Source organism: Moorena bouillonii PNG (assembly GCF_001942495.1).
In the GTDB taxonomy this organism is placed as follows: Bacteria; Cyanobacteriota; Cyanobacteriia; order Cyanobacteriales; family Coleofasciculaceae; genus Moorena; species Moorena bouillonii.
In genome coordinates this window covers 7,628,014-7,643,840 of sequence record NZ_MKZS01000001.1, presented here as the reverse complement: position 1 = coordinate 7,643,840, position 15,827 = coordinate 7,628,014, and the positions used below count along the sequence as shown (strand labels likewise).

Here is a 15,827-nt window from a genome sequence, read left to right as displayed (position 1 = left end):
TATGGAGTAGGGAGTAGGGAGTAGGGAGTAGGGAGTAGGGAGTAGGGAGTAGGGAGTAGGGAGTAGGGAGTAGGGAGTAGGCAACATAAAAAATATTATGTACCTCATGATGATAAAAATTTAGATAATTCAAAGTTAATGAACTGTTAATAAAAAAAAATAAACTATAAATAATAAAAAACTAAAGTACTGATTTATGTTCCCTACTCCCTACTCCCTGCTCCCTGCTCCCTGTTCTCTGTTCCCTGTTCCCCGTTGCCTCGCTATATCTAAATTAGAACAACAAACGTAAGGGAGACAAAATTTGGAGAATCGGACTGAGAATGTTAGAGAGGGTATCAGTGATTCTGGCGGAACGGGAGCGACCAGCAAGGATAATATCGTTGTTCCATAGTAGAGGGTTAGTTTCGTCATTAAGTCCTTGCTTTAAATTGACTTGGATTTCCCGTCGGGTTAGGCTACCATCGAGATTGAAACGAATTAGCTCTACCACTTCTTCTGAGCGCTCATTAAATCCCCCCACCGAAAGCAACGCTTCATTAAGGGTGGTATTCGATGGCATTTCCACTGTTCCTGGTTGTTTCACTTCTCCAGAAACATTGACGCGAATTACATTTGGAGAAAGGTTAGTGGAGGCAATTTGAGCAGCTTCTGCGGCAGTGATTTCTGTGACAGTAGGAATAATCACTGTGTCTCCCTTTTGCAAGGCCAAATCTTGACTAAGGTCGCCCTTTTGTAATAATTTCCAGAGGTTAACGTTAATCAGCTGTTCTGTGCCATCGCGAGTGGGACGACGCACTTGAATTTGCCGCACGTTAGCTGAGGGTTTAATCCCGCCAGCAGTTTGAATCGCTTGACTAACGGTGGGGCGACTAGCGCCATTTTCTCCTCCTCCTAAGCGGTAAGCCCCTGGTCGAAAGACTTCCCCCACCACCGCCACATCGGATATCGCGTCAGTGCTCGCTAGGTTAGATGCTGCTAGTTGAGCGGTTTTGGTTAAGTCCACCTCAGTGGTGGTTGGTATCATAATTACATCCCCATCCCGCAAAATCAGGTTTTGACTCAAATCACCGGCTTGCAGCAGTTGTGAGAGATTAACCCTAATCGTATCGGTGATACCAGAAGGTTGAGTACGCCGAATTTGGATTGCCTCTAAATCCGCCGATTGGGTCATCCCGCCAGCCAGCTGGACGGCTTGAGCGATACTGGGAAACTGGGTATTATTGATTAAGGGTAAAACGTAGGAGCCTGGTTTTTTAATTTCCCCGGAAATAGCGATTTGTAACGGGCGCGCTTGGAGTAAACTAACAGTGATGGCAGGAGAGCGCAATTCTGATTGATATTTAGTTGCGATCGCAAATTCTGCTTCTTCTAAGGTCATGCCCTCAACGGTCAGTTTCCCCACTAAGGGCAACTTGAGAGAGCCATCCACACCAACCTGTTGTTGGCCACTAAACTCCGGAACCCTGAAAATAGTAATTAGAATCACATCTCCTGCACCAAGGGTATAGCTCTGGTCAATCACAGGGCTAAATGACTCTACAGGAGGTGCAGGAGTAGTAAGGTTAGGAAGACTGGGGAATGGTATGGTTTCGATAGGTTCCTCAAAGGTGGGCAGAGGTTGGATGTCTGTGGGCTGACCTGGGGGGGATGGTAGGGGCTGGGTAGGTTGCTCAAAGGTGGGCAGAGGTACCATGTCTGTGGACTGACCTGAGGACGACTGACCCTGAGACGGTGTTGGTGTAGATTGAGCAATAGTTGATGTAGCAACAGTCACAACAGGAAAATTGTCCCTGGGCTGTTCACCATGAGGCGGCAGTAATTCCCTGAAGGTAAGCATAGCTAACTTCCCAGGAGCGGTTAAGTTGGCATCAGCAACAATTAGCTCGACATCATCTTCTGGTTGATTAGAAATCTCGAAAAATGAACCATTAACTAACCTCAGGTCTGAGCTAAAGGTTAATTTCATAACAGGTCGATTGGTAGTGTTGGCCTTTGCTAGCACCTTTGATTTGCTTGGTTGCTTCACCTTAGGGATGCTGGCAATCATCTCAGCTGGCGGTTTTTTGGGTACCTTCACTGGAGCTGGCTCCACGGTTTCCCATGGCATTTTGATCAAATCACTGCCAAGGGAGCGAGCCACAATTCGCTCTATCGGTAGTGTTTTAATGGGTAGTGTTTTAATCGGTACTGTTTTAACGATATCTGCCGGACTAACCGTTACCCTAGGAAGGGGTGGAGGCAGGGGGGGTGGTTTAATCGTTGCAACGGTTTGTTGGCTCAGGCTTTGTCTGCTAAGGGCTGGTGGGGTTGCCTGGGACTTACCTAGGTCTAACTGAGATGGAGTCAGGGAAAACTCTCCCTTAGGAAACCGTTGTGGTCTACTAATGGTTTGTGACTCTTGGGGATTGGTATCGTTTTTTCCGAGATTGCCGAGATTTCCGAGATTTAATAAACTGACCTTTGTTGATTGATCAGCAGAAATCAGTTGGATAATAGGATGATCGTTGTAATTCCAATTATTACTCAGCCCATACCCTATACAATAGCTAGCGGCGGCTGACACGGGAATCAGTACTAAGGCTTTAAACATGGGATTATTTGATGGATTTCAACAAATTCCAATATAGGGAGTAGGGAGTAGGGAGTAGGGAGTAGGGAATCGGGAATCGGGAATCGGGAGTCGGGAATCGGGACAGCCCCCCGAGGGAGGATACGGGCAAGATGCCCGTTCCACCAAGATGCCTGTTCCACCAAGATGCCCGTTCCACCAAGATGCCTGTTCCACCAAGATGCCCGTTCCACCAAGATGCCCGTTCCACCAAGATGCCCGTTCCACCAAGATGCCCGTTCCACCAAGATGCCCGTTCCACCAAGATGCCCGTTCCACCAAGATGCCCGTTCCACAGGTGCGACCCGAACGCACCCCGCATCGGCTTTGCCGAAAGGTGCGACCCAAGGGCGCGAGCAATCCCTCGCGCCCTTGGAGGCGCGCACCGCTACGCGAATTTAATTCTTAATGGGTCAAGGGTACCTAAAAGATGCCCGTTCCACCCACCAGGTCAAAGAGCTTTTAGGAGATGCAGCTGTTAGTTTTGTCTTAGCAATAATAGACTTCGCGGCAGTTGTCGGGAACAGGGAACAGCGGATATGGGAACAGTGGACAATAATTGAGACAAACACTATCAGAAAACTACTTTTGCAAGAGGTCTAATGTTGAACTGTTACCAATAGTTTTTGAACATTCAACACTATTTATAGTTACTTTATAGTTACTTTATAGTTACTTTATAGTTACTTTAAGCTGTTCACCATTTAGATTAGGATACCTAAATTTGTCAAAGGAAACAGGCAACAGGGAATGGGGAATAACCAATTTAAATGCCGATCAGCTTATAGTTACTACTTATATAGCAATTCTCGTATTAATCAGGTACACACACCGATTTTTTACTTCTTTGCTGATCCGTTAGCGTTCGCGCAGCGTGGCCCACGGCCTCAGTCCCTAAAACCCCCCGACAGGGAACTAACTTAATAGACTAAGTTAATAGACCTCTATCCTTAATACTGGTCTTGGGGTAGTTATCAGGATTATTCCCTACAGGATTCTTCTGAAGTAGGGAATAGGGAATAGGGAGTAGGGAGTAGGGAATAGGGAGTAGGGAGTAGGGAACAGGGAATAGGGAGCAGGGAACAGGGAATAGGGAATAGGGAATAGGGAAAAATTCTGTTTACCTCAGGTGCGACTTGTGGCGAATTAAATTCGCCAAGGTCAAGGGCATCTAATAGTTAGGAAAAACGCTGTAAGAGAATAAACGTTATTCCTACAGTCACTAACTAATCGCCTCCGAATGGGTCAAGCGAACCTAATAGTTATGAAAAACGCTGTATAGCAATTTTCATGACGAGTAAGCGAAATTGCTGATTTTTTTAAGGCAAAAGGCAAAAGGCATGCATGCTAGAGCGATGCATTCCTGCTCCGTTGGCGTTTGGCCGTAGGCCACGCTAGGCTAACGCGCAGGGTTGGGCAAAGCCCTAAAGCGTGGCCTACGGCCTTAGTCCCTACTCCCTACTCCCTTTTTTTTATTTGATAGCGTTCAAATAAATATAGTGTTTTCCATACTTATGAGATATATTCAAGTTTGTTACCCCGACTCCTGACTCCTGACTCCCTACTCCCTACTCCCTAAAATTCAGTAATTTTTACCTCCAATAATTTATAAATTAAACATATATTAATTCCATCAATAATAATAACTTTTTAAAAAATATTTTGAAATTAAATAAATACAAAAATGAAATTATTCCTGATGTTATATTCAAGGTTAGTAGAAGTGATACGAGAACTAAATCGAGTTGATTATTGATCAGCTAATAAGAGAAAAACTCTTGCTAGAGTCACTAACTAATTGGCTCCGAGTTATTAACAGGTTTTGAGTGCATCTTACGTTAATTCCTGCATCATTTTTCTGGGAGTACGCTACACCACACCTATATTATTCAAACGTTACGGACTGACACTCAACTTCAGAGTCAGCTTAAGGCATGATTCACATTTCCAAGCTTGCAACCTACAGTTTTTCGGTGTTAACTCCCTGGTTTATTGGGGGTCAAGCTCCAGCAACTGCGGCAGTCGCTCATGGGGGAAACCCCCAAGACCGCGCTGCCTATAATTCATACTCTAACTACAAGGATTTAGGAACCTCTGTTTCTACTGTTAATCCTACTGTTAAGAGTCCATCGGTAAAGGTACTGCTGGGAGCAACTCCTGTGGGGCTCAGTACTACTAACCGTGAGATTAACACTAGTCCAGAACCAGTTCACCACCTCGGTGCCATCTCTAAGGTCGCTACTCCAGTGTTAGGAGCTGCTGGTAATCACGTTAATTATCCAGTTAATTATCCAGTTAACTATCCAGTTAACTCAGTTCCCAAGGTAACCACTGAAACTGGTATAACTCCAGGAAGATTAACCTCTACTAAAAACGGTTTTTCTAGTCCATGGTTAGGGTCTACTTCATCGTTGACTGGGAATTCTAGAACCAGTGGTGCTGAGGTTACTCCAGCCTATAGATCATCCTATACATCGTATCAGCCAGTATCGAGCACACTAGTGTCTCAATCTAGTGACGCTAGTGACCCTAGTGACACCACTGACTCCTCTGAATCTCCAAACCCTTCTCCAATTCCGCAATCAATTCAAGAGAAACTTCGCGAGTACAGAGAAAAACTAGAGTCTTACCAAGTAGCGGCTGAGTTAGAAAAGCTCCCTTCAGTTTCTCCGGGGTTTAGCCTTTCCAATCCCTCCGGATTTGGGGCTGACAAGTTCCAAGGTTTTACAGGATTTAGTTTTCAATCTCGTACGCGCTATAGCGGTGGTAGCGGTGGTTTGCTCGGAGGTGGTATGGATGGAACCTTAGGATTTGGCTTTGGTCTTGGGGATGCGACCGACTCAGTGGGAGTACAGTTGTCCTATACAGTGGCTAGTTTTGGTGGTAGCCGACCCTTTGGGAGTGGAGGTGTTAATGCCAAAATACACACTCAATTTGATCCGGGATGGGCTGTTGCTTTAGGAGGAGAAGGAATCATTAACGTGGGACGATTACCGGAAGATAGTCCCACTGAATTTAATGATTTCGAGAATACCTACTATGGAGCAGTTACCAAGGTGCTTCCCCTCAGACCTGACCCTCGTGACCCTTTTGGTCTGGCAGTAGTCACTGTCGGGGCTGGTACAGGTCGGTTTCGCAGTGAAGAACAGATTAATAATCAGGAAAACGGTATTGGTGTCTTTGGTACTGTAGGTGTGGGAGTGCTCCCGTGGGTAAGTTTAATTACGGAGTGGACGGGACAAGATTTAGCCATCGGTGCATCCATCGTCCCGTTTAAAAATATCCCTCTGACAATTACTCCCGCCGTAAGAGATATTGTTGGTGCAGGGGACGGAGCCCGTTTTGTTGTGGGTGTTGGTGGCTCAGTAGGGGATGTGATCTCTCTGTTGGATCTGATCTTCTAAAATTCCGGTTTAGGTCTCAACTGCCGTTAAGGCAAGCTAACAGGTTACACCGAGGTAAATTCACAGAGGTAAATCATGAAACTCATGCCCTCAATTAAAACTAAAAGTGCCAGTGTTATGGCAATCACTGCTTTGGCGGTGGCATCCACTTCAGTTTTGCCTGCCCAGGCTCAACATAATAATTCAGATACTACCGGGACGAATGCGTCAGACAATACAGGTCTAATCGCACGGATTATCAGGTTTAGCGTTCGCCGGGCAATCCGCCAGCAAGTCCGCCAAGGAGTTGAACAAGGAGTCGGACAGTATACTGATTTGTACGACAATGCTCAACGGCTTTTCGGGGAGATAGAAGCTTGTGCGGCGTCTAATTGTTCAGAGTTGGGCGAGTTACTAACCGAAGCTGCTGGGGTTGTCGAAGGCTTTCCTGAGCCACCTGTCCTTCCTCAGTAAATCGGTAAATCTTAGTTCTCAGAGCTGGTAATTTTTACGCCATTGCACCATGGTTTCCTCTGGATATTATGTAGTTGCCTTCATTGTTGCCGCTTTAATTGTTTTTAATACTATTCCGATAGTTAAAGCGGCTGCCATCAAGTATCAGTACACGGATTTACCAGCCGAGCGGAAAGTGCATCGACAACCAATGGTGCGTTTAGGGGGAATTTCTATTGCTGCTGGCACCTTACTTGCTCTGTTTTTAGTATGGAGTCTAGGAGGGTTGGCTGATTTTCCCCCTGGCGTTTCTTCAGAGGTTTGGGCAGTTGTTCTCGGCAGTTTCTGCTTTTTCTTGATTGGCGTCACCGACGATTTGGTGACTTTATCGCCCTTAACGCGCTTGTTACTGCAAGCGGCAGTGGCTAGTGTCGCTTGGGAAATGGGGCTGGAGATTAGCGTTGTTAGTCTTCCAGGAATGGGAATAATCGACTTAGGATGGCTGAGCTTACCCCTTACGGTCTTTTGGCTAACAGGGGTTGTCAACGCCATAAATTGGATTGATGGACTGGATGGCTTGGCTTCAGGAGTGGCTGGTCTTGCTGGGGTGATGATTTTTCTCCTCAGTTTGTTCATGGGGGAAACTGAGGCAGCACTAATTAGTGCGGCATTAGTAGGGAGTTTATTAGGATTTTTGTACTATAACTTCAATCCAGCCCAAATTTTTATGGGAGATGGTGGTTCCTATTTCATCGGTTTCACCATCGCTAGCCTAAGTGTGATGGGATTGGTGAAGGCGGCAGTGGCTACCACAGTGCTCTTACCTTTGCTGGTCTTGGCTGTACCCCTTTTAGATATGTCTGCGGTGATTACCCTGAGATTATATAACGGTAGCTCACCGTTCCAGGCGGATCAACGGCATCTCCATCATCGTTTATTAAAAGCAGGTTTGTCTCATCGACTAACGGTGTTAGTGATTTACGCTTTGACCTTATGGGTTGGCAGTTTAGCGCTAGTCTGTGTTCAGTTTCCTCGCAGTCCGGTAATTGTTGGTAGTACAACAATTTTACTGGGATTGGTCAGTTGGAGAGCATGGGAGTCTGTTGATGGCTCTTCAATGAAAGAGGGAGTGGGGAGTAGGGAGTAGGGAGCAGGGAGCAGGGAGCAGGGAGCAGGGAGCAGGGGGTTATTTTTATAACTGAATAATATCCAATTTAAATGGGCAACAGCTTACCAATTACTAATTACCCTCAATCATCCCATTAATCAGTAACGCCTGTTTTTTATTGTATCTTTATTTTTTTTGTATTGATGGTATTTTAGCTATTATTTTTCTGATTTAAGTAATTTCTTTTAAAGCGTTTTTTGTCAAGGCCATTAATAAAGTTTTTAGATAGGCAAAAATACGCTTTTACCTTAGCAGTATTAGAGAGTAATAAAGCGATACATCGCTATTCCCGACTCCCGACTCCCGACTCCCTATTCCCTATTCCCGATTCCCGATTCCCGATTCCCGATTCCCGATTCCCGATTCCCGATTCCCGATTCCCGATTCCCGATTCCCGATTCCCGATTCCCGATTCCCGACTCCCGACTCCCTACTCCCGACTCCCTACTCCCTAAAACTACCGTATAATAATATAATAGATAAAGCCTAGCCCTGATTACCACTGTCAGCCAATCTATTATGCTTAAAAGTTCTTTGCCAAAATCCTCTCTGAGGACTGAGCAACCTCCAGACTGTGAGATATCCCAGTTATCCCCTACTTCCTTGACTCTGATCGCTGATTTCTTTAAAGTCTTATCTGAAGTAAGTCGCTTGCAGATTATCTGTTGTCTGAAGTCCGGCTCCAAAAATGTTAGTCAAATTATCGAAGAAACAGGCTTAGGTCAAGCCAATGTATCCAAGCATTTAAAAATCCTGGCTAAAGCAGGGATTGTCACTCGCAATCAACAAGGAATCAATGTCTTTTACCAAATAGCTAATCCCTTTATCTTTGAGCTATGTGAGCTAGTGTGTGATTCCCTGTCACTGCAAATAAAGCAACAACATCAACAGCTAGAGCAACTCAAAGCGATGCAGCAATCTTTTTAGGGACCTTGGTAATTGGTAATTGGTAATTGTGATTAGTCCCGAACTATTGCCCATCATTCAACTCCAATTCCCCTCCCGTTACGGCGCTTTGCATAACTATCAAGTACACTGAATTTTTTCCCTATTCCCTATTCCCTCTTACCTGCTCCCTGCTCCGAACGCGCCCCGCGTGGCCCACGGCCTCAGTCCCTGCTCCCTAAAAACCCAGAACTTTGTACCTAATTGAATTGCAAACCGCTGTATACCCGTTCGCGCAGCGTCGGGCTTTGCCCGAAATGGTTAGCGGGAGATGGGGCAAACAGCTATGGGTTGACGTAGTGTCTCCAAAGGAGAATCGCTACGTCAACGCACACATACTTGATAATTAATTCTTGATAATTAATCGTTCTTTTATAGCTTTCCAAGGATTCCCTAAAAGCCAAGACAACAGGCCAGTCAGAAATGCGATCGCAAACCATATCCATGACCGATATAGGATAATAACCACAGACAGGACAGCAATCAGCAACAAGGCTACTTGCACTACCAGGTAAATCAACTTCTGGCGACTACCATCACCCTTTTTAATCCCTGATGATTGGCTAATCTGTTGCCACCAATAAAATAGTTGTAAGGATGTATTCAAGACTTGATAGATCAAACTACTACCGAAGCCTGGAGTGCGATCGCCTAATACAGTGATCAGCAGATCTCGCACAATCAGGGCAGCTCGGGTAGCGAGATTTGTTAGGATAGTAGTGGGAATATCCTTTGACAATGTCTCTGAACCCACCTGGTAATGGTTGAGAAAGAACGTTTCTTTACCCTGGGGTAAGGAGTCAATGCTTTTCCTAGCTAATTCCTGAGCTGCTAGTAGACTAATGGTTTCACTAAAACTACCCTGAACTAGACTATACTGGGGTTTGGTGGTTAGACTTGTGGTTAGATTTGTGGTTTGACTATCGTTAGGAGCAGCAGGTTGAACTCGCTGTTGACTCCACTCTAGTTGTTCAGAAATTTCATCTTCAATCACATTCTGTAGGTCAGTGCTGAGAATATCACGATGTCCTTCTAGCACTAAATCATCCAGTATTGTTTTGAGATAATCCTCAGAAATATCTGGATTAGGAGTCGCCAGCTTACGTAGATGACCTTTAATTTTATCCTGGTGATCAGCGGTAGCGTTAGGGAAAGACTCTTGAATTAAAAAATCTAAGTACTGTTCTTTAAACTGTTCAAATTCTTCTCCGGCTTCAGGTATGTTATATTCTTGAGCTTGTCGTTTCAAAAAATTAGGAAACTTAGCAATCCCCTCAGGAGTAAGTAACGCTTCCACGATCCGGTTTAATCCGTCTAAGCGCCCCCACATAATATCATTGGAACGCCAAGACTTCTTAAAGAAACCGCCAAACGCATTTAAGGTATTTCCCGCCAGTTTACTATCTAAGTTTTGCCCTTTACCAAAACCCAGCTGAGCATCATCTGGACTAATCCGAATCGTCTCGATCAGATTTTTTTCCTCAATTTCAGATAGATACTCAAAGGGATACAAAACTTGATCGAGTTCTCGAAATCGTTTAAAACGAGTCAAGAGTTCTTCAGACTGATTTAGCCCACTTAGTTCAATAAATTTCTCTGATGCTTCCTCTATTTTACACAAAACCGAGGAGTATTCGTTTCCATTATTTTCATTATCGTTATCTTTAAATTTTTCAGCAAGCCAGATTTTTTGAAGTTGATTTGGTTCTTGCTCTACTTGATTAACTTTTTGCTTAAATTGTTCAAAAATGCTGGAAATTCGCCGCTGGGGCAACCAGTCAATGGTGGTTTTTCCAACTGTCTGGGTTTCAGAGTTAGCGGCTAATTGTTCTGCTGCTTCTTCTGGTAATTTTTGCAATAAATAGGCTGGGACTGTCTCTAAATAGGATTGCTGATAGTTTTGTGGTACAAATTCTGCTAGCCCCTCAGCATCGAGCAAGAAACGGTATAACCGAATTAGACGGTTGTAAATCTCACTAAGCAGTTGATTATCTATAAACTCTGAACTTTGATTAGTTTGAAAGCATGATATCATATCATAGAAGGATTGACTAACCTGGGGATGATTCAACAGCTTAGTTAATGCCATCTTAAGGACTTCTAGGAGTTTAATGTGACGACCTAGCCTTAAGGCTAGGGATTGGAGCATTTTATACTCTGATAATGATGGCTCCTGATTCATCAACTGACAAACTTTTTTAACGATATAGAAGTGCTTTCTTAAGGCATAGTCGATATCGAGATTGCTAATCTGTTGACTAGGGTCTTGGAGAATAATGTCGTGATTTTCCCGTTTTTCCGGTTCAGTAATGTGTTGGGTCAGTAGCTTAGCTATTTTATCTAAAAGGACTTGCTTGTTTAATATTTCTTGGTAAGATTTGGTGCTACTGACTTGAGACATTCTCAAGACTAGAGGTAATGTGCGATCGCGTAAGCTAATCATACGACTACGCCAATAAATTCCCGTCTCAACTGGGAGCGTTGTCTGTTGGGAGTTGTCAGCCTTAGCAAATAAGGGGGATTCCGCATCGGCTAGCAGAGAATGGTAGCGCTGGATTTTATGGTTACGGTCTTTGATTAACCCCAAATCATTACTAATACTTTCATAGGTCGGCATTCCTAACAACGACTCCTGGATTACCTCCCAGACATCAGGCTTTGGCATCTGATTAAACTTTTGGCTGCCAGCAAAATTATCTGGACTGGGATCGATATAAAATAACTTGCGCTCAACTGGATAATAGTCGGCACGATAATACATTTCTTTGATGGTGTAACTGAAAGGCCGATTATCTAGCACACCTCCATCCACAAAGTGCAATTGATACCCACCGGTTGGAGGGGTTTCCGGTAACTTGCGATTCTTCAGGATTCCCCATTCTACTAACTTGGCATCGACCTGATTGCTAGGATTATCTAACTCAACGGTAACTACAGGGAAGGCAACTGGAAAACAGGATGTAATACGACACAGTTTGGCCAGAGCTTGATAGGTATCTTCAACCGTTGAATTGTTTGGGTTAAAATTGGGATTAAAGGGCTCTTTGCGACCTTGACGGTGCTTGAGATGAAAAATCGTGCGGTGGTCTTTAAGATCAATCACCCGTCCGGTATCATCAAAAACGGTATCAACCCGTCCTACAACATCAGTTCCTGTTACAAATAAATCTAATTCATTAAATGAAGATACCCACTCGTCTGAGGGTGCTTTCTTTTTATTACTCTGCCCTTGTTCAAAGGCTTTAGCTAGTGCATCTTGATAGTAGCCCTTGCCATCTAAAATAGATTCTCCATCATTTTTACCTTGAGTAATGCTAGGTTTATGCATGAGCTTGCGGATGTTGCCATTTTCCCGCCAAATTTGGGCAAAGTTTTCAAAATCGATGACTTCATCCTGACTACTATTGGTCAAAGCGTAGCTAAGCAGAACCCCATTAATCCCTCCCGCTGACGTGCCTGAGAGAATATCAACAATAATATCAGAATCGGTGAGAGCTTTAACAAGTTTATAGATACCTCGACCGCGAACAGCATTATAAAATTCGCGGCAAACACCGTTCATATAAATCGCTAGAGAGACTCCACCATAAACCACTAGTCCTAAGCGCAGTTCTCTGCTAAATTCTGGCTTGCTAAAGTTTTGGCTAGACATAATATGGCTCTCCAATTAGGGACGTTACCGTTAGTTACTGGCTAAATAGTAGTAAGGTGCTGCTGACACAACCTGCGGAAATCATCCCCCCGATGTTCAAAGCTTTGGTATTGGTCAAAGCTAGCACAGGCGGGAGAAAGCAGGACAACACTAGCATTATACTGTTGAGCTAGTTCTGCTGCTCTTGGTACCGCTTTCGCCATAGTTTCCACAATTTCGTAACTGGAATAGCTAGCTTCCTTAAGGCGTGCCGCAAAAGCAGGTGCAGCTTCACCAATGAGTAAGACAACCGCTGCTTTGAGTTTAATGGTCTCAATCCAACTGGTATCATCACCAGCTTTGGCTTCCCCACCAGCAATTAGAATAGTGGGTGCAGCTACTGAGGCTAAACCGACTTGAGCCGCATCATAGTTGGTGGCTTTACTATCATTGATGAAGTCTATCCCCTGCCAGGTAATCACCTTTTCTAGGCGATGGGGTACACCAGGAAACTTGGCAATGGCGGATGCGATCGCATTTTTTTCAATTCCTGCCAATCGTGCCGTTGCCACTGCCATTAATAAATTTTGTCGATTGTGATCTCCGACCATTTGTAAGGATTTCACTGGCAAGATCGGTTCTGAGTCTGCTATCACCCAGTCATCTTGGATGTAGGCCCAAGGTTTAAAATTCCTGTCCCCCTGACCAGCTGTGATACTAATCCAATAGGCATCGGGCCAATAGTTTACTCCCAAATTACCCAGGTAAGGGTCATCCCCATTGATAACTTGTAACTGGGACCGACGCAGTAAAGACGCCTTGATGTCATAATAGTTTTCCAGGGTTTTGTGGCGGCTGAGGTGGTCAGGGGTCAAGGTTGTCAAGACACCAATACGAGGAGCAAGGTCTTTGGAGGATTCGATTTGGTAACTACTGATTTCCCCAATTACCCAATCGATTGGGGATGTTTCCTGGGGTTTACCCGTGATTTCTGGTGCTAGGAGGAGTTCGCAAGCGGCATAACCAATGTTACCGCAGGCGGGGGCATGGAAACCAGCTTCTTGAAAAATAGCAGCAATCAGGGAGGTGGTAGTAGTTTTGCCGTTAGTACCAGTAACACCTACCCATGGACAGGATTGGAGATAACGCCAAGCTAGTTCAATTTCCCCTATGGTTTCAATGCCTTGGGTCCTAGCCGCAACTAAGACTGGTATATCCCAGGGAACACCGGGACTAACTACAATCAGCTGGGGTAAGTCTGAAGAGTCTAGGGTTAGGGAATAACCCAGTTTAAGATTAATTCCGTCTCTGGCAAGCTGTTGTTGTTGGTGTTGCCAGTCTTCTGGGGTATAACGTGCAGCGATACGTTCAGGGCTAGCAGCATCGCTGAGAGTGACATCCCAACCTTCTTTTCTGAGGAGTCTTGCGGCTGCAAGACCTGACCGTCCTAATCCAATAACATCAGCCTTAGGCATACTTTGATTGGTAGTGCATCTGATGGTTTGCCGTTTTAACTATAGCAGTTATAGCGGTTTTCAATTGGATAAGTTACTTACTTTTTGGGAGTAGGGAGTAGGGAGTAGGGAGTAGGGGGAATAAATTTGACTTTACTTTATAAGTATTATCAACGCTATAATTCTTTATTACTTGACATTAATAGGACTTAAATATTATCCAAAAATATCGAATCTTTTAAAAATAGTTCCTTGCCCAATCTCGCACTGCTCGCCGAATTGCCCGCCTACCATCAGCCCGATGGCGCTCAATTAAACTAGGAAGCTTTTGAATCGGTAACTCAGGAAAAACCCTACTCTTTGCTTGTTCTACATACTCACCCTCTTGCAGTAAGTAAATTGTTAGTTTGCCAGAATCATAGCACCATATTTCTGGGACTCCCAAGCGAGAATAGATTGGCAAACGAGGCAGTGATTTACTAGTTACATCAATTTCTAGAGCGAGATCTGGCGGGGGATCTTGGTTGAGATCTAAGTCCAACCTGCCTCGAATCGCCGCTTCATTTTGGATATAAAAACAATTATCTGCTTCTACCCCAGCTAAGCTACTCTCTCGCCGCCAGGTTGTTGATCCTAAACTTTCGTAGTCGAAATCTAGTTCATCTGCCAGCTCTTTAACTAGGTCACCAATCACCTCTTTATAATATTCATGTTCAGGTAAAGGAGTCATAATCTCAATGGTACCATAATCATAGGCTAAACGAGCAGAGCGATGGTCACCTAAATCCAGCAGCAGATTTTCAAACTGTTCCCAGGAAATGTTATGTAAAACCACCCGATCTGCTCTCGGTTTTGTCACTACCATTAGTTTGGTCTCCGAAGTTAATAATAGGTCATTTTTTTAGTATAGAATTACTCTCTATAGCAGTTATCAATTGGGTAAGTTACAAAGTGCTGATAACTGCTAAGCATCCTCTCTATCAAGCTGAGAAAAAAATTTTTTGACAGGGATTGTGGACAATTCAATGTTCCAAAAGAACCGCTTCGCGAACGCAATCGCAACCACCAGCTGATTGAGAAGAACTTTGGGATTGCATTTAAAGACTTTAATTATATCAAAAATCAACAAATATCAACAGATGCTGGGTTTAGCACCCCAAAAACTCCAGCAGCTTTAAGCCTGAGGGGAATATGGGGATTTGAGCTTGCCATCTGAGCCGATTAATCTTAACATAAGTTAATGTAATGCAATATTTCTCAACATATTAACTATGGCTACTTCAGAAGAACAACGCAAACAGAAAATCATGGAGCACCTGCAGAAAACTACGGAACTGCCTCAGCAGCAGCCTTCCTTATATTCAGAGGCTAGGAAGCAGCAAATTATGCAGCACATCAAAATGACCCTAGGTTAAGACAAACCCCTAGCTATTACGGAGGGTGGGTGAGGCGCGGGAAAGATTTTGAGGGATTAGCAATCAGTCTTTGAAAGCCCCGTAACCCACCTTCTTCAAAATTCCGCTCCTGACTACTGAGGTATGATGGCGAAGCGAGAATTCTAAACCATGGAAATTCATGACACAGCCCAACAGTCGGTTTATGAACGAGGCCATTGCTCTATCTGTGATCAGCGTTAGGTCTGGAAAGGGAGGTCCGTTTGGAGCAGTGGTTGTCAAGGATGGAGAGATTATTGCCAAAGCTCATAATCAAGTCACCTCCACGAATGATCCTACGGCACATGCTGAAATTGTAGCTATCCGTGATGCCTGCAAGGTCTTACAGAATTTTCAACTGACCGGTTGCGAACTCTATACTAGCTGTGAGCCATGCCCGATGTGCCTCGGGGCGATCTACTGGGCTAGGCTGGACAAGGTTTACTATGCCAATACTAAAGCTGATGCGGCTCAAATTGGATTTGATGACCAGTTCATTTACGAGGAATTGGACTTGCCCATAAGCGATCGCAAACTTCCAATAATTCAATTGATGCGGGATGAAGCCTTAAGAGCTTTCCAAGAATGGCAAGATAAAACCGATAAGGTAGAGTATTAGTGACATCCTCCTACACCAAATCAAAGATTATGGTGATCGCTTCCAATGAATCACTTCTTCGGCTTCCTGGTTGTTCTGCATCATGAATCTTACACAAACCTAGACATTCGGTCTGAAGTTCAATTCCTGC

The 15,827-nt window shown here is 44.3% G+C and carries 13 protein-coding genes; 8 read left to right on the top strand and 5 right to left on the bottom strand.

Annotation, left to right across the window (positions count from 1 at the left end; genetic code table 11):
- Positions 1–274: 274 nt before the first annotated feature.
- Both BJP37_RS41755 and BJP37_RS31175 read right to left on the bottom strand, forming a co-directional pair.
- Positions 275–2,593 carry an SLBB domain-containing protein gene (locus tag BJP37_RS41755; protein ID WP_198954237.1) on the bottom strand — a complete coding sequence of 773 codons (2,319 nt, stop codon included), beginning with the start codon at positions 2,591–2,593 and terminating at the stop codon, positions 275–277.
- 18 nt (positions 2,594–2,611) lie between these two features.
- The gene (locus tag BJP37_RS31175) at positions 2,612–2,971 is read right to left on the bottom strand and encodes a hypothetical protein (RefSeq protein WP_214607786.1); all 360 of its coding nucleotides are present in this window, start codon (positions 2,969–2,971) and stop codon (positions 2,612–2,614) included.
- 48 nt (positions 2,972–3,019) lie between these two features.
- On the opposite strand from BJP37_RS31175, the gene BJP37_RS31170 reads away from it, so the two are divergent.
- From BJP37_RS31170 to BJP37_RS31145, 6 genes are all read left to right on the top strand, one after another.
- Positions 3,020–3,214, top strand: a complete 195-nt coding sequence (locus BJP37_RS31170) for a hypothetical protein (protein ID WP_075904759.1) — start codon at positions 3,020–3,022, stop codon at positions 3,212–3,214.
- A gap of 1,331 nt (positions 3,215–4,545) precedes the next feature.
- Entirely contained in the window at positions 4,546–6,015 is a 1,470-nt protein-coding gene (locus BJP37_RS31165; RefSeq protein WP_075904757.1) for a hypothetical protein, read from the top strand.
- Positions 6,016–6,090: 75 nt separating this feature from the next.
- The gene (locus tag BJP37_RS31160; protein WP_075904755.1) at positions 6,091–6,468 is read left to right on the top strand and encodes a hypothetical protein; all 378 of its coding nucleotides are present in this window, start codon (positions 6,091–6,093) and stop codon (positions 6,466–6,468) included.
- Positions 6,469–6,517: 49 nt separating this feature from the next.
- Entirely contained in the window at positions 6,518–7,594 is a 1,077-nt protein-coding gene (locus BJP37_RS31155; protein WP_075904753.1) for a glycosyltransferase family 4 protein, read from the top strand.
- A gap of 218 nt (positions 7,595–7,812) precedes the next feature.
- Positions 7,813–8,070: a hypothetical protein gene (locus tag BJP37_RS40360; RefSeq protein WP_158069838.1), complete on the top strand. Its 258-nt coding sequence runs from the start codon at positions 7,813–7,815 to the stop codon at positions 8,068–8,070.
- Between the two features lie 64 nt (positions 8,071–8,134).
- The gene (locus BJP37_RS31145; protein ID WP_075904748.1) at positions 8,135–8,542 is read left to right on the top strand and encodes an ArsR/SmtB family transcription factor; all 408 of its coding nucleotides are present in this window, start codon (positions 8,135–8,137) and stop codon (positions 8,540–8,542) included.
- A 364-nt stretch (positions 8,543–8,906) separates the two neighbouring features.
- Here BJP37_RS31145 and BJP37_RS31140 read toward each other — a convergent pair whose 3' ends face one another.
- The 3 genes from BJP37_RS31140 to BJP37_RS31130 all read right to left on the bottom strand — a co-directional run bounded on the left by BJP37_RS31140 (position 8,907) and on the right by BJP37_RS31130 (position 14,510).
- Complete coding sequence (locus BJP37_RS31140; protein ID WP_075904745.1) at positions 8,907–12,212, bottom strand: patatin-like protein; 3,306 nt, start codon at positions 12,210–12,212, stop codon at positions 8,907–8,909.
- Positions 12,213–12,253: 41 nt separating this feature from the next.
- Positions 12,254–13,666 carry a UDP-N-acetylmuramoyl-L-alanine--D-glutamate ligase gene (murD, locus tag BJP37_RS31135; protein WP_075904742.1) on the bottom strand — a complete coding sequence of 471 codons (1,413 nt, stop codon included), beginning with the start codon at positions 13,664–13,666 and terminating at the stop codon, positions 12,254–12,256.
- Positions 13,667–13,883: 217 nt separating this feature from the next.
- On the bottom strand, positions 13,884–14,510 hold the full coding sequence (locus BJP37_RS31130; protein ID WP_075904740.1) for a Uma2 family endonuclease: 627 nt from the start codon (positions 14,508–14,510) through the stop codon (positions 13,884–13,886).
- A 406-nt stretch (positions 14,511–14,916) separates the two neighbouring features.
- Between BJP37_RS31130 and BJP37_RS41750 the strand changes: the two genes are divergently transcribed.
- A complete protein-coding gene (locus BJP37_RS41750) occupies positions 14,917–15,060 on the top strand; it encodes a hypothetical protein (RefSeq protein WP_198954236.1) in 144 nt (47 codons plus the stop codon).
- A 160-nt stretch (positions 15,061–15,220) separates the two neighbouring features.
- The gene (locus BJP37_RS31125; RefSeq protein WP_075904737.1) at positions 15,221–15,697 is read left to right on the top strand and encodes a nucleoside deaminase; all 477 of its coding nucleotides are present in this window, start codon (positions 15,221–15,223) and stop codon (positions 15,695–15,697) included.
- Positions 15,698–15,827: the final 130 nt, after the last annotated feature.